We start from the raw sequence: 15,370 nt of genomic DNA on the forward strand, positions 1-15,370 counted from the left end.
GGCGCCCGGGCGGCCGGGCCCGGTGGGCGGCATGCCGGCGCGCGGCGGGGCGGAGGCCGGCCGGGCGGCGGGACGGGCCGGAGCGGCGGACGGAAGGCCGGGACGGCGCCGGCCGGCGAGCGCGTGGATCTTGGGAACGAGCTCCTGGCGTACCGCCGTGATCGACTCCTGCACCGACCCGACGTTGCTCGGCTTGGTGACGTAGTCGGTCGCACCCGCGGCCAGAGCCTCCAGCGTGGCCGTGGCGCCGGCGGCCGACAGCGTGCTGAACATGATCACGGGGATGTGCTTGTGCCGCTTGCGCAACTCGCGGACGGCGGTGATGCCGTCCATCTGCGGCATCTCGATGTCCATCGTGATCACATCGGGTTTGAGCTGATCGATCTTGGCCTGGGCCAGCAGCCCGTTGGACGCGGTGCCGACCACCTCGATGTTCTCGGCACCGCCGAGAGCGTCGACGATCAGACGACGGACGACCACAGAGTCGTCGACAACGAGGACCGATATCACTCGGTCACCTCCTTCACCCGAGCCACGCGGGGCCGAGGGCCGCGACCACCGGGGCGAGCAGCCGATGGGCGGTCGAGGTGTCCAGCAGGTCGCGTACGACCAGTGCCTGCACCGCGCCGCTGAGCATGTTCCAGACACCGCCGGCCCGATCGGCCAACGGAATGCCGGCCGTATCGACGGCCTGCACCAACAGCATCTGCGCCGCCGCGGCGGTGCGGACGCGATCCGACAGATAGGCCGCCCAGGACGCCGAATGCACGGCGGGCGACCAGCCCCCCGCATTGCGGCGGGCGTCCTCGGCCGAGGCCAGCAGCCGGCTCAGATCGCTCGACCGCAGCGAACGGAGCCGGTCGAACAGAGCCGAGACCGTGTAGTGATGCGGGCCGAGATCGATCGGCGCGCCGGTCGGCAGCTTGCGCATGGCCGCGACCCAGCCCGCGCCGAGCCCCCGGCGCGTGTCGGCGTCGAGCACCTCCCGCAGGTAGCTCGCCACGGCGGCGTCGCACAGCAGCGCGGTCGCGGCCGCCGCGATCTCGGACTGTTGCGCGTCCCGGCCGGCGCCGGTCCAGGTCCAGGCCATCACGTCGTACCGGAGACAGGTGAGCAGGGAGTCGACGGTGCCGATGGGCGCGCGCTCGACGATCGCCAGGCTGCCCGCGGGGTCGTCCTTGTTCATCGTCTTGAGCGACGGCATCCGCCGGGCCGCGCTCTCGACCTCGACCCAGAGGGGACCGCGGGCGCCCTCGTCCGGCAGGCGGTCGGCCAGCACCGGCAGGTCGGCCGCCTGCAACCGGAGCCCGCGCAGCAGCACCTCGGCCGTGGCCGACCCGCCGGTGAGGCGGGTCAGGTCGAAGCCGAGCACCGGGGCGCTGACAAGGCTGTACATCAGGTGGTGGCGCGTTGCGTGTCGACGGCCTGGTTGACGTCGAGGGCCAGCATGAGCCGGCCGTCGAGCTTGAACGTCCCCACGACCAGTTCGCGGGTCGGTCCGCTGAGTGTGTCCGGCGGTGGCTCGAAGGTGTCGTCGTCGAGGTCGACGACCTCACCGATCCGGTCCACGACCAGGCTCACCGGCTCGCCGTCACCGCGCAGGATCACGTTCATCACCGGGCCCTGGAGCGCCTTGCGGGCCAGACCCAGCTGCACCCGGAGGTCGACCGCCGCTATCACCTGGCCTCGCAGGTTGAAGAGTCCACCGATGGCCGGCGGGGCCAGCGGCACGGGGGTGTACTCGTTGTACGAGAGCACCTCCTGCACCGTGTGCACCTCGACCCCGAACAACTGGTTGGCCACCTCGAACGTGGCGAACTGTCGGCTCGCCATCTCAGGCCTCCACCAGCAGGTCGTCGTTTTCCAGATCGTTGTAGAAGTTGGGGTCGGCCGCGAGGATGGCCCGGCGCACGTCCAGCAACTCGGTCACCCGCTGCTGGATCACCGCGGTGCCGACCAGCCCGTCCTCCTCGGCGTCCCGGCGGGCCGTCGTCGAGTTCTCGGCGATGTCCACGATCCGGTCGACCACCAGGGCCACGCTGCGGGCTCCCTCGCTGTAGACGACGACCGACACGGTGTCGCCCTCGGGTTCCTCGCCGTACGCCCCGAGCAGGTGCGACAGGCGCACCAGGGGCAGGATCTGACCGCGGTACTGCACCACCTCGCGGGAGCCGGCGTGCTCGATGCGCTCGCGCGGGAACTCCTCCAGCCGGGTGACCGTGTCGAGCGGGATCGCCACCCGCCGCTCGCCGACCGCGGTGACCAGCAACCTCTCGCCGGACCCGGGAGCTCCCCCGGCACGCGACGAGGCGGCGAGGTTCTGCCGCTCGGCTTCGGCGGTCAGGTGGCTGCGCCGGGCCAGCGACGAGACGTCGAGGATCAGGCCCACCTTGCCGTCGCCCAGGATCGTCGCGCCGGCGTACAGCCCGATGTCCTTGAACCGGCTGTTGAGCGCCTTGACCACGACCTCTTCGGTGTTGAGCACGCGGTCGACGACCAGGCCGAACCGCCGGCCGTCGGCCTGCAGCACCATGATGTAGACGCCCTGGTCGGTGCCGACCTCGAGGCCGAGCGCACGGTCCAGGCGGACCAGCGGGAGCAGCTTGCCGCGCAGGCGGTAGACGGGCGCACCCGAGGCGTACTCGATCTTGGTCGACTGCCCGTCGATGAAGACGAGCTCGAGCACCGCGACCTGGGGCACGACGTAGCGCTGATCGCCGCAGTCGACGGTGAGGGCCTGGATGATCGCCAGGGTCAGCGGGATGGTCAGCCGCCAGACCGTGCCCTCGCCGGGCGTGGAGTCGACGCTCACCGCGCCGCCGATGTTCTCGATGTTCGTCTTGACGACGTCCATGCCGACGCCGCGGCCGGACACGTTGGTGACCTTGGCGGCGGTGGAGAAGCCCGGCTGGAAGACCATCGCCATGATGTCGCGCCGGTCCATGTTCGGAATCTGGTCGGGGCGCAGCAGGCCGTTCTCGACCGCCTTCTGCGCGATCCGGTCGACGTTCAGGCCGGCGCCGTCGTCGGCGACCTCGACCGCCACGTGGCCGCCCTCGTGATAGGCCCGCAGGGTCAGCGTGCCCTCGGGACCCTTGCCCGACGCGATCCGCTGATCCGGTTCCTCGATGCCGTGGTCGACCGCGTTGCGCACCAGGTGGGTCAGCGGGTCCTTGACCGCCTCGAGCAGGCTGCGGTCGAGCTCGGTCTCCTTGCCCTGCATCACCAGCTGGACCTGCTTGCCGAGACCGTTGCTCAGGTCCCGGACGACGCGGGGCAGCTTCGACCAGATGTGCTCGATGGGCTGCATCCGGGTCTTCATGATGCCCTCTTGCAGCTCACTGGTGATCATGCCGAGCCGCTGCGCGCTGCGGACCAGCGTGGTGTCGCCGATCTCCATCACGCCGCGGACCAGCTGGTTACGGGCCAGCACGAGCTCGCCGACCATGTTGAGCAGCGTGTCGAGCAGGTCGACGTCGACCCGGATCGCGCTGTCGGCGATGCTCCGCTTGGGCGTCTGCGCCTGCAGGGCCTCGCTGACCGCGGCGGGCTGCGCCTTGCCCTCCTCGAGCAGGATCGTGCCGAGCTTGCGTTCGTCGCCCTCGATCTGTTGCGCGAGGGCCGATCCGACGTCCTGGGCCTGGGCCGCGCCCGACTCGACCAGGATCTCGCCGATCGGGCGGCGCTGGTTCTCGACCGGCTCGGGCGCCGGGCGTACGGGAGTCTCGTCCAGGGGTTCGGGGGTTTCCGCCGTCTCGGCGGCGGGCGCGGGCGGCGCTTCCGCGGCGGCCGCCTCACCGGTCTTCATCTGGGCGTTGACCTGCGCGATCGTGGCCTCGACGTCGACCTGGCCCTCGTTGCCGCTCTCCTCGATCTCGGCCAGCAGCGAGCGGACCCCGTCGATCGTGGCCAGCAGCGTGGTGATCGTCGCCGGGGTCACCGGCTGGGCGCCGTCCCGCAGCTTGGACAGCAGCGACTCGCCGGCGTGGGCCAGCTTCTCGAGACGTCCGAAGGCGAGGAACCCGCTGGTGCCCTTGATCGTGTGGATGGCCCGGAAGATGCGGGAGATCAGATCGCGGGAGTTCGGGTCCTGCTCCAGCTGCACCAGGTCGCGGTCGATCTGGTCCAGGTTCTCGTGGCTCTCCATGAGGAATTCGCCAACGATCTCACCAAGGTCTTCCACGCTCGTTACCTCCTGCTCGGCGCTCCAAGGCCCTCATCGACCCGCGTACGGATCACCTGAGCGCACCTGAACCACAACCGAAGGGAAATCAGGCCTCTCCGCCGGGACGGCGGTAGCGGTAGCCGAATCCACGCACGGATTCGATGGGTGACTCGTCGGGGTCGGACCAGCCGAGCTTGCGGCGCAACCGGAGCACGGCGAACTTGACGCGCTCCTGCCCGATGCCGGTCGGGTCGTCCCAGGCCTGGGTCAGCAGCTGGTTCGGGCTGAGCACCGCGCCGGCATGCCGTACGAGGGCGTTGAGCAGGCGGAACTCGGTGGGCGTGAGACGCTTCTCGTCGCCCTTGACGTAGACCCGCCGCTTGGTCGGATCGAGGTGCACGAGCCCGTCGTCGTAGACCTGGCTGGCCCAGCTGTTCTGCCCGCTCGACGAGCGGCGCAGCAGGGCCTCGACCCGGGCGAGCAGCTCGTTGTTGGCGAACGGCTTGGTCAGGTAGTCGTCGGCGCCGCCGCGCAGCCCGCGCACCTTCTCGGCCTCCTGGCCGTGCGCGGTCAGCACCAGCACCGGCACGTCGGAGACGTCACGCAACCGCTCCAGCACCTGCCAGCCGTCCATCTCGGGCAGACCGACGTCGAGCACGACCAGATCGGGATGCTCGGCGTAGGCCTCCTTCAGACCGGTACGGCCGTCGCCGGCGTGCGCCACCTCGTAGCCCGCACGGCTGAACAGCATCCGCAGAGCCAGTGCGATGTCCGGATCGTCCTCGACGACGAGTAGGCGACTCATCCTGTGCTCACCCTGCCCCACCCCTCGCTCGCACTCGTGTCCGGACACGACCGCCCGTCCGGTGCGCCGACGGCGCCCGGTGGAAAGTCGATGTCGTATGCCCGGCGGCTCTCTGCGATCGCCGGCGGCGGAATCAACCGCGCAAAGCCACGATAGCGTGATGTCACGGTCTATTTACGGACAGTTACAGATTAGCGGGCTATCCGGCCTGCCGGGCGCGGTCCGGGCGGATCGGCGCTCCGCCCTGCGCCGCCCAAGATCGCGGCCATCCCTTCAGCCTGACAAATTTTTCCGACCCGGATTCCGGTTTCCGGCAAAGAAGGGACGTACGGCCGGGAAACGGATGCGATATCCCGGTGGGCGACTCGGCCCACCCCCAGGGAGAGAAGGCAACCGTGCTTCATCAGGTGCTGCGACGCCTCGTCCTGCTCGCGGCCACGCCCGCCGCCCTGCTGGCCGCGGCCGGGCCGGCACACGCCGAGGCGCCCGCCCCGACGGCCGCGCCGAGCGTCGTCTCGCCCCGCGTGCTGATGTCGCAGGTGGTCACGATGACCAATCAGCAACGCTGGGCCAACGGCTGCCGTCGCCTGCTCGAGGTCGATCACGACCTGGTCGTGGCCTCGGTACGGCAGAGCGTCTACATGGCCCGCACCGGGCGCTTCAGCCACGTCTGGCGCGACGGCACCACGTTCGTCCGCCGGTCGCACCTGGCCGGGTACGAACAGCCGTCCGGCGAGAACATCGCCTGGGGCTACCGCACCGCGACCGAGGTTATCGAGGCGTGGATGGCCAGCCCGCGGCACCGCGCCAACATGCTCAACTGCGGCGCCCGGTCGATCGGCACCGGGGTCGTCTACGCGGCCAACGGCGTTCCGTACTACACCCAGGTGTTCGGCTGGGAGTGAGCGCGCTACAGCGCGCAGTTGATCAGGACGGGCTCGGGGTGGAGGTCGACGCCGAACGTGTCGCGCACGCCGTCGCGCACCGTGCGGGCCAGGGCCAGCAGCGCCTCGGTGGTGCCGGCGCCGCGGTTGGTGAGCGCCAGCGTGTGCTTGCTCGAGATGGCCACCCCGTCCCCGGCGAAGCCCTTGGGGAAGCCGGCCCGCTCGATAAGCCACGCGGCCGGGATCTTCACGGAACCGTCGTCGCCGGTCCAGTGCGGGGCGTCGAGCCCGAGCCCGGCCCACTCGTCCGCGCTCACCACCGGGTTCGTGAAGAACGAGCCGACCGACCACGTGTCGCGGTCGTCGGGGTCGAGCACCATGCCCTTCTGCTCGCGCAGCTTGAGCACGGTGTCGCGGGTCTGCCGCAGGCCGGCCCGGTCGCCGGCCTCGACGCCGAGGTTGCGGGCCAGCTCGGCGTACCGGATGGGCGCCGACTCGGCCGAACGGGCCAGCCGGAAGTCGACCTCGAGCACCACGTAGCGGTCGTTGTGCTTGAAGACGCTGGCCCGGTAGGCGAAGGCGCACTCGATCGGGGACATCGCCCGGATCGTGCCGCGCTCGCGGTCGTACGCGTGCACCGCGACGATGGTGTGGGCGACCTCCTGCCCGTAGGCGCCCACGTTCTGGATCGGGGTGGCGCCGGCCGAGCCGGGAATGCCGCTGAGGCACTCGACGCCCGACAGACCCCGATCCACCGTGTACGCCACGAAGTCGTCCCACGGCTCACCGGCGGCGACCCGCAGCACCACGCTGTCCTCGCGCTCCTCGACGGCCCGAACCCCGCGCGTGCGCAGCAGCACGACGGTCCCGTCGAAGCCGTCGTCACCGATCACGACATTGCTGCCGCCGGCCAGAAGTAACACCGGGCGGTGGTCCTCGGTGGCTTTACGCACCGTTGCGACCACTTGGTCCGTTTCGACGGCGACCGTCAAGATGCCGGCCGGGCCGCCGAGGCGTAGCGTCGTGTACGCCGACAGGTCGGTTTGCGGGGCGGCGGTAACGTCAGGCACGGCAACCACCCTAGGCTCAACGGTTCGGGGATCTCACCGGCGGTCCGGTGGAGCGGAGAGAATCGCGATGAACAGGCTGCACGCGTCCAAGGACTCCTGGCTGGCCGCGTTACGCGCCGACAGCCCCGCGCTGCAGGACGCCCTGGCCCAGGCCGGCCCGGACGCGGACGTGCCCTCCTGCCCGGGGTGGACCTGCGCCGACCTGGCCGGCCACCTGACTTCCACGTTGCACTGGGTACGCGAGACGGCGGCGCGCGGCGTCACCGAGCGCCCGGCGCCGGCCGAGGACCCGCCGCGGGTCGAGTGGGAGGCCGCGCTCGACGGGCTGCGCCGTGAGCTCACCGGCACGATCGAGACGCTCGAGGCCCTCGACGCCGACTTCCCGGCGTGGAACTGGGCGCCGCAGGCCAAGAAGGCGTCGTTCTGGCAGCGCCGGATGGCCCACGAGATCTCGGTGCACCGCTGGGACGCCGAGTCCGCGGCCCGCCGGGCGACCCCGATCGAGGCCAAGCTGGCCGCCGACGGGGTGAACGAGGTGCTCGACACCTGGCTGCCGGCCGGCCGCCGCAAGGGCCCGACCGACCTGCACGGGGTGGCCCACCTGGTCGCCACCGACGCGTCCTACGAGTGGTTCGTGCGGTTGCGCGGCGCCGGGGTGGCCCTGCTCGACACCGGCACGATCCTCGACACCGACGACCATCACGCCCGCGGTCAGGCCACCGGCACGGCGAGCGATCTGCTGCTCGTGCTCATGGGCCGGATCCCCGCGGATCGCCTGGTGGTGACCGGGGATCCTCGGCTGATCGACGCCCTCCGCACCGGGTAGCGAGCTTACATTCGACTTACCGGAGTATCAGCGGGCTGTTCCGCTCCTATCATTAACCGGTTAAGTTCGGATGTCCAAGCACATACCTACTGTGCTTCTCAAGGAGTGGGGAACGCATGACGGCAACCGTCACGTCCACGTCGGCGCAGCCGGCCCTTGCCGCGATCTCCTTCCCCGACGGCTTCATCTGGGGCGCCGCCACGGCGTCGTACCAGATCGAGGGCGCGGCGCGGGAGGACGGTCGCGGCCCGTCGATCTGGGACACCTTCAGCCGTACGCCGGGACGCGTCCACAACGGGCACACCGGCGACGTCGCCTGCGACCACTACCACCGCTACGTCGACGACGTGGCGCTGATGGCGGACCTCGGCCTGGCGTCGTACCGGTTCTCGGTCGCGTGGCCGCGGATCCAGCCGGACGGCACCGGCCCGGTCAACACCAAGGGCCTCGACTTCTACGACCGGCTCACCGACGAGCTGCTCGGCAAGGGCATCGACCCGGTCGTCACGCTCTACCACTGGGACCTGCCGCAGACCCTCGAGGACCTGGGCGGCTGGGCCAACCGGCTGACCGCCGAGGCCTTCGGCGAGTACGCCCAGATCGTGCACGCCCGGCTCGGCGACCGGGTCAAGACCTGGACGACCCTGAACGAGCCGTGGTGCTCGGCCTACCTCGGTTACGGCAGCGGGGTGCACGCGCCCGGCAAGCAGGACCCGGCCGCCGCCTTCGCCGCGGTGCACCACCTGCTGCTCGGTCACGGTCTCGCGGCCCGCGCGCTGCGCTCGGCCGGTGCGCAGAGCATCAGCATCACGCTCAACCCGAACGTCGCCCTGCCGGTCGACCCGACCAGCGCCGGCGACCTCGAGGCCGTCCGGATCATCGACGGGCTGTCCAACCGGATGTTCCTCGACCCGCTGTTCAAGGGTCAGTACCCGGCCGACATGATCGAGCACATGTCGCGTTTCACCGACCTGTCGTACATCGCGGACGGTGACCTGGCGACGATCAACGCCCCGATCGACGTGCTCGGGATCAACTTCTACCAGCCCGCGTACGTCTCGGCCAAGCCCGGCGCCCCGGCGGCGCTCGAGCAGCCCGGCAGCGAGGGCATCGGGTGGCGCGCGCCGGACGGCCCGGTCACCGACATGAACTGGCTGATCGAGCCGTCCGCGCTGACCGGCCTGCTCAAGCGGATCAACGACGACTACCCGGGCGTGCCGCTGCTGATCACCGAGAACGGCGCCGCCTACCCCGAGGTGCCCTCGGCCGACGGCGAGGTCCACGACAGCCGGCGCATCGAATACCTCGACGGCCACCTGCGGGCCTGCCATGATGCCCTGGCGGCCGGTGTCGATCTGCGCGGTTACTTCGTCTGGTCCCTCATGGACAACTTCGAGTGGGCCGAGGGATACCGCAAGCGTTTCGGGGTCGTGCACGTCGACTACGCGACCCAGCAGCGCACGCTGAAGGACAGCGCGAAGTGGTACCGGGAGGTGATCCGGCGCAACGGCATCGCCGCGCCGGGCTCTGACAAGGGGTGATCGTCTGTGGTGACGCGGGAGCGCCCGACTCTGGAAGCAGTGGCGCGTCGGGCCGGGGTGTCCCGGGCGACCGTCTCCCGCGTCGTCAACGGCTCGACCTCGGTGGCCGCCTCCATCCGTGAGGCGGTCACCCGGGCGGTCGACGAGCTCGGCTACGTGCCCAACCAGGCCGCCCGCAGCCTGGTCACCCAGCGCACCGAGTCGATCGCGCTGATCCTGCCCGAGACGGCCAACCGCGTCTTCTCGGACGACCTGTTCTTCCCGGCCATCATCCGCGGTGTCGGCGTCGAGCTCGAAGCGGCCGACAAGCAACTGGTGCTGATGATGGCCGGTTCCGCCCGCAGCCACGGCCGGGTGGAGCGGTACGCCGTGGCCGGCCACGTGGACGGCGTCATGTTCGCCTCCATGCACGGCGCCGACCCGCTCCCCGGCACGCTGGCCGGCCTGGGCATCCCGGTGATCTGCAGCGGCCGCCCCCTGAGCCGGACCGAGTCCGGCGGCGCCGACGTGCCCTATGTGGACGTCGACCACTTCGGCGGGGTCTGCGCGGCCGTCCGCCATCTGGTCACCGCCGGCCGCCGCCGGATAGCCACCATCGCCGGCCCGCAGGACATGGTGGCCGGCATCGACCGGCTCGCCGGTTATCGGGCCACGCTCGACGAGGCCGGCCTGGCCCAGCACGTCGCGGTCGGCGACTTCACCCGCGAGTCCGGCATTCAGGCGATGCGCACCCTGCTGGCCGCCGAACCCGGGCTGGACGCGGTGTTCGCGGCCTCCGACATGATGGCCCACGGCGCGCTGCTCGCCCTCAAGGAGGCCGGCCGCCGGGTGCCGTCGGACGTCGCGGTGATCGGCTTCGACGACTTCGAGATCAGCCGCTACAGCGATCCCCCGCTCACGACGGTGCGGCAGCCGATCACCGACATGGGCCGGACGATGGCCCGGCAGATGCTAGGACTGATCAACGGCGAGCAGGGCCTGCCCGACGCCGTGGTGCTGCCGACGGAGCTGGTCGTGCGCGGCTCGGCCTGAACGGTCACCGAACGGCCCGGTCAGCGCCTTGCGGGCTGCTTGTCGGCGCCGCACAGGGCCACCGGTTGCTCAGCGCCTTGCGGGCTGCTTTTTTGGATGGAGTCGGCGCCGTACAGGCTCACGGGTTTGCTCAGCGACGTGCGGGCTCGTGTGTGGAGCCTGCGCCGTGCGGGCTCACCGGCTGGCCCAGCGCTGTGCGGGCGAGCAGGGTCGCGCCCGCGATGGCCGCCGGCATCAGCAGGATCGCGCCCAGCGGAATCAAGAAGCAGCAGAAGACGGCCACGCCGAAGCCCAGCGCGAGTGGCCGGTTCGCCGCCAGCACGGCCCGGCGCCGGGTCAGCCGCTGCCCACGCCGCTGGAACGGGACGCCGGTCAGCTCGACGGCCAGCAGCCAGCCACCGACCGCGGCGCCGAGCACGGGGATCACCGTCTGGCCGACCACCGGTACGAACCCGAGCAGGAACAGCGGGACGCCGATCAGGACGGACAGCCCGATCAGACGCAACGAGTCGGCCAGGCTCCGCCGCAGCGACGGCCAGAAGCCGACCTCGACCTCGTCCGGCACCCCGCCGAAGCGCTCCTCCACCAGCTCCGAGATGCGCTCGTAGAACGGATCGCCGATCAGCAACGTGACCGCCGTGAAGGTGAGCACGCCGAGCAACCCGGACACGCCCAGCAACCCGAGCCCGGCGAAGACGCGGACGGCATCGCGAACCGTCCCGGCCCAGTCGTCGGCGAACCACGTGACGGCGCCCGAAAGCTGCGGCAGATAGTCCAGCAGGAAGAACAGCGCGGTGCCGTAGAGCAGCCCGGCGATCAGCGCCGGCACCAGCCCGAGCCCGAGCAGCTTGGGCCGCCGCAGAACGAGGCCCAGCCCCCGCCCGAGCAGCCCGGCGCCGACCAGGAACTGCTTGACCACACCCAACGGCCGACCAGCTTCACCATTCACGCTCAGCAGGGTAAAGCAGCCGCGAAATCTTCGCCCCGGTGAGCCACCGCCTCCCCCGCCCGCCCTGGGACGATTGCCGCTAGCGGCGACCGCGCCAGCGGCGACCCTCGAAGCCGATGGTGGGCATCTCGCTGCCCGGCCCGATGGACGGCGGCTCCCACTCCGGGGGCGGTGGGCCGCTGGGGTCGGTGATCTCCGTCGGGGTCGGCACGGGGGGCTGGTCGAGTGGGGGCCACGGTGGCTCGGAGGCCTTCGACGGGCTGGGCGACGGTGTGGCCGTCGGCCGCGTCGTCGTCGTGCTGACGACAACGGGCGGGGATGACACCGAGGAAGCTACGGCCGACGGGGTGGCGGTGGAGGTCGCCGCCATCGGTCGGTAGGGCCGGGCCGAGTAGCGCACCGCGACCGGTTCGGTCTTCGTCGCGGTCGGAGCGGCGCCGAGGCCGCCCTCGCCGCCGGGAGCACCCACTGCAGCGGGGGGCTTGGCCGGGACGGCGAGATTCCAGCCGATCGCGACGGCTAACGGAAGACCGAGAACCACGAGTCCGACAAAGACTGATTTAGGGGATAGCCGCACGCCCTAGACAACGTGCTGGGAGGCGACAAAGGTTACGGCTCGACGGGCAGAACGGGCTTGATCAATCTGTCTGAGGGCCGGTACTGTCCGCAGGCTTCCCCCTGTCGGAACGGGGAGACACACCAACGGGGGATCGATGAAACTCGTCTACCGGCGCGCCCTGCCGACCCTCTTCGCCACCGCGCTCACGGTCGGTGTCGTGGGACTCGGCGCCCCCGCGCTCGCCGCCGGCGCGGCGCCGACCGGCAGCTACAAGCTGGACAGCAACGCGATCTGGACCGGGCAGACGGTGACGCTCACCGAGACCGCCCTCGAGGACGACGACGTCGAGAACCCGGCGATCGAGCGGGTCATCAGCTGGGGCGACGGCAGCCCGGCGACGACCGCCACGCCCGGCGAGACGAGCTGGACCCACACCTACGAGGCCGCCGCCACGCGCACGGTCTCGGTCGCGCTGAACGACGGCACCGTCGCGGGCGCCGGCACCCTGGCCCCGGCCACGGTTGCGGTCACCACGCCGCCGGGCACGCTCGGCTGGCAGAGGAACAAGCTGTTCACCAGCACCGACGGCGACGGCGTGCCGTACCTCACCGAGGCGATCTTCACGCCGAAGGACCTGCCGACCACCGACGACACCCTGGCCTGGACGACGTGGGGCGACGGGGAGTTCTCGCTGCTGAAGGAGCAGGCGTCGTCCACGACGGTGCCGCACTGGTTCGGCACCGGCACGTTCACGCCACGGGTGCAGTACGAGAACGGGCAGGGCAAGGCGACCGCCCGCGCCGCGTCGCCGCTCAAGGTCAGTGTCGACAAGACGGCCCCGAAGGTTTCGCTGAAGCTGCCTGCCAGTCCCGGCAAGGCCGGCTCGTGGTCGACCGTCCGCGGCAGCGCGAGCGACTCGGAGTCCGGCCCGGACGTCGTCAGCCTGGTCGTCTACAAGTGGAACAACGGCGGCGACTACGTCTACAACTTCGGCACGAAGAAGTGGATCAAGCTGACCGGGCGGAGCTGGGACGAACTGCCGGCCTCGGTCGAGAACCTGGCGCCGGTCGCCGCGAACGGCACCTGGGCCTCCAAGCCGATCGCCGGGCTGGCCAAGGGCTGGCACTTCGAGATCTGGCCGATCGCCATCGACAAGGTCGGCAACTTCAGCAGCACGGAGTACTTCTTCCCGGTCTTCCTCTCCAGCTGACGAAACACCCAGCCAGCCCGAGACCGGGGCCCGCCGCTGAAAGACGGCCTCAATCGTTCAGGAACGCCGAGATCCGCTCGCGCAGCTCGCGCCGGTTGGTCCACAGGATGGCCGGATGGTCGTACACGTGCAGCTCGGCCCCCGGCAGCAGCGAGGCCAGCCGCTCGGCCCAGGCGACCGGGTGCAGCTCGTCGCCGACGCACCCCAGCACCAGCGCGCGACCCTGGAAGGCGCGCAACGACGACTCGTCGGCGACCGCGGGCTCGTGCCACAACGTGGTCAGCTCGGGAGCCAGACCGTCGCGCTGCAACTGCTCGACCCGCTGCCGCAGGAAGCTCCAGCCGGTCGGCGTGTTGCGCACCGAGGGCGGCAGCTCGGGCTCGACGGCGGCGGCGATCGACGCCGCCTCGCCCGACTCGACCGCGGCCAGCAGCCGTTCGAGCCGCGCCTCGGCCGCCGCGGGCCGGTTGCCGTCAAGTGGCGCGGGCAGATAGAAGACGACCCGCTCGAATCGGTCCGGCGTCTCGCTGAGCAGCCGGCCGAGCGCGGCCCCGCCCAGGCTGACGCCCAGCGCCCGGGTCGCGCCGGTGCGGTCGGCGACCTCGCGCAGGTCGGAGGCCAGATCGCCGAAGCTCCACGGGCCGACCGGGGCGTCGGAGCGACCGTGCCCCCGGAAATGGAAGAAGACCCGGCGACCGGTCACGCCACTGCCCAGGGGCCGGGTGCCGGCGATGTCGCCGGCCAGCCCGTGGGCGAAGACCGTCACCGGGTCACCGACGCCGGTGATGAGGCCTTCCAGGCGTACGCCGGAAGGGGTCGACATCATCTCGGTCGGGGCCTGGGGCAGGGTGGGACGGCCGGAGCGCGGACCGGTCGGGTCGGGGCGCTGCAGGCGGGGTCCGCCGTCGGGTGGCGGCGGACCGAACCGCCTCACCAGAAGCCTTTGCCGTCCGACAGATCCTTCAGGCCGGGACGGACGTCGAGCAGGTAGATGAGCGCGGCGGCGATGCCGATCAGGCTGAAGATGCCGACCGCGCTGCTGACCAGCAGCGTGAGCACGATGCAGACCGCGAGGATCGCCGCCCACGCGCCCTTCGGCAGCGTGCCGATGGCCTGGAATCCGTCGCCCCGCTGGGTCAGGCAGTGGATCAACGCGATCGCCTGGACGACCAGCGAAAAGATGAGGATGAGCAGGTTGAGGTAGCCGACGGCGATGTCGTAGAAGATCGGCGCGGAAGAGGCCATGACGGAAAGTCTATGCCGCGGGGCCCGGCGCACGCCGAGCCCCGCTGATCATCTTTTACCGCGTCGTCACTTCGAGGCGGCGCGCTTGCGCGGCTTCGGCGCCGGCGCGGCCTTGTCGGCGGCGGGCGCGGCGGGCTTCTCGACCGGGGTGGCGGCCTCGATCGCGGCCGGCTCCTCAGTGGTCTCGATGTCGGCGTTCACCACGTCGGCGGCCTCGACGACCCCGGTGCCGACCACGCGCTCGCCCCGGGCGACCAGAGCGGTGTACGCCGCGAGGGCGCGGTCCTGGGCGATCTGGGCGAACGAGGTGGCGACGCTGGCGGCGTTGCCCCGCAGCGCGGAGAAGTCGGTGGTGGACGCCTTGTCGCGCAGCTCGGCGGCCTTGCTGCCGGCCTGCACGTTGTAGACGCGCAGCGAAGCGGCGGCGCGCTCGCTCAGCTCGTTGACCACGGCGGGCAGCTTGCGCAGCTGCTCGACGGCGAGGTCACCGGCGCCGGCGGCGGCGTAGAGCGGGGCGGGGATGCGGGTGTTGGTCTGGTCGGTCATTTCTGCTCCTCGACGATGGGAGTGGCGATGGGAGTGGAGTCGGGCTCGGCAGCGGGAGTGGGCTGAGGCTCGGCCGGGGGCCGGGGCTCGTCTCCCGCGGGTGGCGCCTCGGGCTCGGCGGCGGCCTCGTCGGCCGCCCGGCGCGCGTTCTCGTTGCGGAACGTCTCGTAGATCTGCGACAGGGACTGCTTCTGGGCGATCGTGAGCTCGGGATCCGCGGCGATCGCGGCCAGCACGCCCTGCTGGCCCTCGCTGTCCAGCAGGCCGGCGCGCAGATACATCGCGGGTGTCGACACCCGCAGCGCGCTGGCGATCTGCTGAAGCACCTCGGCACTGGGCTTGCGCAGGCCACGCTCGATCTGGCTGAGGTACGGGTTGCTCACGCCCGCCTTGTCGGCGAGCTGGCGCAGCGAGATCTTGGCGGTCTGCCGGAGATCACGGATGAAACCGCCGATGTCCTCAGGCAGATCCTTGGGTGCGGCCATGCGTTCGACAGTAATCCGCGGTGCTAGCTATTGCAAGCAAAACGCTAACTCCA

Annotated in this window: 17 protein-coding genes; 6 read left to right on the forward strand and 11 right to left on the reverse strand. The window is 71.0% G+C overall.

Annotation, left to right across the window (positions count from 1 at the left end; translation table 11 throughout):
* The 5 genes from HJC40_RS07370 to HJC40_RS07390 all read right to left on the reverse strand — a co-directional run.
* The coding region (locus HJC40_RS07370; protein WP_249999457.1) for a response regulator at positions 1-510 on the reverse strand (510 nt) is incomplete at its 3' end.
* Positions 511-523: 13 nt separating this feature from the next.
* Positions 524-1,396 (reverse strand): hypothetical protein, encoded by an 873-nt coding sequence (locus HJC40_RS07375; RefSeq protein WP_249999459.1) that lies wholly within the window; start codon positions 1,394-1,396, stop codon positions 524-526.
* Positions 1,396-1,833 carry a chemotaxis protein CheW gene (locus tag HJC40_RS07380; protein ID WP_249999461.1) on the reverse strand — a complete coding sequence of 146 codons (438 nt, stop codon included), beginning with the start codon at positions 1,831-1,833 and terminating at the stop codon, positions 1,396-1,398. The genes HJC40_RS07375 and HJC40_RS07380 overlap by 1 nt, the downstream gene beginning before the upstream one ends.
* Before the next feature lies 1 nt (position 1,834).
* Positions 1,835-4,183 carry a chemotaxis protein CheW gene (locus HJC40_RS07385; protein ID WP_249999463.1) on the reverse strand — a complete coding sequence of 783 codons (2,349 nt, stop codon included), beginning with the start codon at positions 4,181-4,183 and terminating at the stop codon, positions 1,835-1,837.
* An 88-nt stretch (positions 4,184-4,271) separates the two neighbouring features.
* Positions 4,272-4,970 (reverse strand): response regulator transcription factor, encoded by a 699-nt coding sequence (locus tag HJC40_RS07390; RefSeq protein ID WP_249999465.1) that lies wholly within the window; start codon positions 4,968-4,970, stop codon positions 4,272-4,274.
* Between the two features lie 395 nt (positions 4,971-5,365).
* Between HJC40_RS07390 and HJC40_RS07395 the strand changes: the two genes are divergently transcribed.
* Positions 5,366-5,875, forward strand: coding sequence for a CAP domain-containing protein (locus tag HJC40_RS07395; RefSeq protein WP_249999467.1), 510 nt, complete (start codon positions 5,366-5,368; stop codon positions 5,873-5,875).
* Positions 5,876-5,880: 5 nt separating this feature from the next.
* On the opposite strand, the gene HJC40_RS07400 is transcribed toward HJC40_RS07395, so the two are convergent.
* Positions 5,881-6,924: a UDP-N-acetylmuramate dehydrogenase gene (locus tag HJC40_RS07400; protein ID WP_308200862.1), complete on the reverse strand. Its 1,044-nt coding sequence runs from the start codon at positions 6,922-6,924 to the stop codon at positions 5,881-5,883.
* A gap of 67 nt (positions 6,925-6,991) precedes the next feature.
* Here HJC40_RS07400 and HJC40_RS07405 point away from each other — a divergent pair, with 67 nt between their 5' ends.
* The 3 genes from HJC40_RS07405 to HJC40_RS07415 all read left to right on the forward strand — a co-directional run bounded on the left by HJC40_RS07405 (position 6,992) and on the right by HJC40_RS07415 (position 10,323).
* Positions 6,992-7,750, forward strand: a complete 759-nt coding sequence (locus tag HJC40_RS07405; RefSeq protein WP_249999469.1) for a maleylpyruvate isomerase family mycothiol-dependent enzyme — start codon at positions 6,992-6,994, stop codon at positions 7,748-7,750.
* 116 nt (positions 7,751-7,866) lie between these two features.
* Positions 7,867-9,291, forward strand: a complete 1,425-nt coding sequence (locus HJC40_RS07410) for a GH1 family beta-glucosidase (protein ID WP_249999471.1) — start codon at positions 7,867-7,869, stop codon at positions 9,289-9,291.
* Between the two features lie 6 nt (positions 9,292-9,297).
* Positions 9,298-10,323, forward strand: coding sequence for a LacI family DNA-binding transcriptional regulator (locus HJC40_RS07415; RefSeq protein ID WP_249999473.1), 1,026 nt, complete (start codon positions 9,298-9,300; stop codon positions 10,321-10,323).
* Between the two features lie 130 nt (positions 10,324-10,453).
* On the opposite strand, the gene HJC40_RS07420 is transcribed toward HJC40_RS07415, so the two are convergent.
* Positions 10,454-11,278, reverse strand: coding sequence for an EI24 domain-containing protein (locus tag HJC40_RS07420; protein ID WP_374271277.1), 825 nt, complete (start codon positions 11,276-11,278; stop codon positions 10,454-10,456).
* A 110-nt stretch (positions 11,279-11,388) separates the two neighbouring features.
* Here HJC40_RS07420 and HJC40_RS07425 point away from each other — a divergent pair, with 110 nt between their 5' ends.
* Together HJC40_RS07425 and HJC40_RS07430 are read left to right on the forward strand one after the other, a co-directional pair.
* Complete coding sequence (locus HJC40_RS07425) at positions 11,389-11,652, forward strand: hypothetical protein (protein ID WP_249999478.1); 264 nt, start codon at positions 11,389-11,391, stop codon at positions 11,650-11,652.
* A gap of 333 nt (positions 11,653-11,985) precedes the next feature.
* Positions 11,986-13,041, forward strand: a complete 1,056-nt coding sequence (locus HJC40_RS07430) for a hypothetical protein (RefSeq protein ID WP_249999480.1) — start codon at positions 11,986-11,988, stop codon at positions 13,039-13,041.
* Positions 13,042-13,090: 49 nt separating this feature from the next.
* On the opposite strand, the gene HJC40_RS07435 is transcribed toward HJC40_RS07430, so the two are convergent.
* From HJC40_RS07435 to HJC40_RS07450, 4 genes are all read right to left on the reverse strand, one after another.
* On the reverse strand, positions 13,091-13,975 hold the full coding sequence (locus HJC40_RS07435) for an alpha/beta fold hydrolase (protein ID WP_249999481.1): 885 nt from the start codon (positions 13,973-13,975) through the stop codon (positions 13,091-13,093).
* The gene (locus tag HJC40_RS07440; protein ID WP_249999483.1) at positions 13,972-14,286 is read right to left on the reverse strand and encodes a DUF2516 family protein; all 315 of its coding nucleotides are present in this window, start codon (positions 14,284-14,286) and stop codon (positions 13,972-13,974) included. The genes HJC40_RS07435 and HJC40_RS07440 overlap by 4 nt, the downstream gene beginning before the upstream one ends.
* A gap of 66 nt (positions 14,287-14,352) precedes the next feature.
* Positions 14,353-14,832 (reverse strand): hypothetical protein, encoded by a 480-nt coding sequence (locus tag HJC40_RS07445; RefSeq protein ID WP_249999485.1) that lies wholly within the window; start codon positions 14,830-14,832, stop codon positions 14,353-14,355.
* On the reverse strand, positions 14,829-15,317 hold the full coding sequence (locus HJC40_RS07450; RefSeq protein WP_308200863.1) for a helix-turn-helix domain-containing protein: 489 nt from the start codon (positions 15,315-15,317) through the stop codon (positions 14,829-14,831). Before HJC40_RS07450 ends, HJC40_RS07445 begins: the two co-directional genes overlap by 4 nt.
* Positions 15,318-15,370 lie beyond the last annotated feature (53 nt).

It is taken from the genome of Actinoplanes sp. M2I2 (genome assembly GCF_023544445.1).
In the GTDB taxonomy this organism is placed as follows: domain Bacteria; phylum Actinomycetota; class Actinomycetes; order Mycobacteriales; family Micromonosporaceae; genus Actinoplanes.

Excerpts from the sequence above, each read along its gene's own strand:
- HJC40_RS07445 (WP_249999485.1), bottom strand. The coding sequence starts at position 14,832 with ATGACCGACCAGACCAACACCCGCATCCCCGCCCCGCTCTACGCCGCC.
- HJC40_RS07390 (WP_249999465.1), bottom strand. The coding sequence starts at position 4,970 with ATGAGTCGCCTACTCGTCGTCGAGGACGATCCGGACATCGCACTGGCT.
- HJC40_RS07405 (WP_249999469.1), top strand. The coding sequence starts at position 6,992 with ATGAACAGGCTGCACGCGTCCAAGGACTCCTGGCTGGCCGCGTTACGC.
- HJC40_RS07410 (WP_249999471.1), top strand. The coding sequence starts at position 7,867 with ATGACGGCAACCGTCACGTCCACGTCGGCGCAGCCGGCCCTTGCCGCG.
- HJC40_RS07440 (WP_249999483.1), bottom strand. The coding sequence starts at position 14,286 with ATGGCCTCTTCCGCGCCGATCTTCTACGACATCGCCGTCGGCTACCTC.
- HJC40_RS07450 (WP_308200863.1), bottom strand. The coding sequence starts at position 15,317 with ATGGCCGCACCCAAGGATCTGCCTGAGGACATCGGCGGTTTCATCCGT.
- HJC40_RS07375 (WP_249999459.1), bottom strand. The coding sequence starts at position 1,396 with ATGTACAGCCTTGTCAGCGCCCCGGTGCTCGGCTTCGACCTGACCCGC.
- HJC40_RS07430 (WP_249999480.1), top strand. The coding sequence starts at position 11,986 with ATGAAACTCGTCTACCGGCGCGCCCTGCCGACCCTCTTCGCCACCGCG.
- HJC40_RS07425 (WP_249999478.1), top strand. The coding sequence starts at position 11,389 with ATGGTGGGCATCTCGCTGCCCGGCCCGATGGACGGCGGCTCCCACTCC.
- HJC40_RS07380 (WP_249999461.1), bottom strand. The coding sequence starts at position 1,833 with ATGGCGAGCCGACAGTTCGCCACGTTCGAGGTGGCCAACCAGTTGTTC.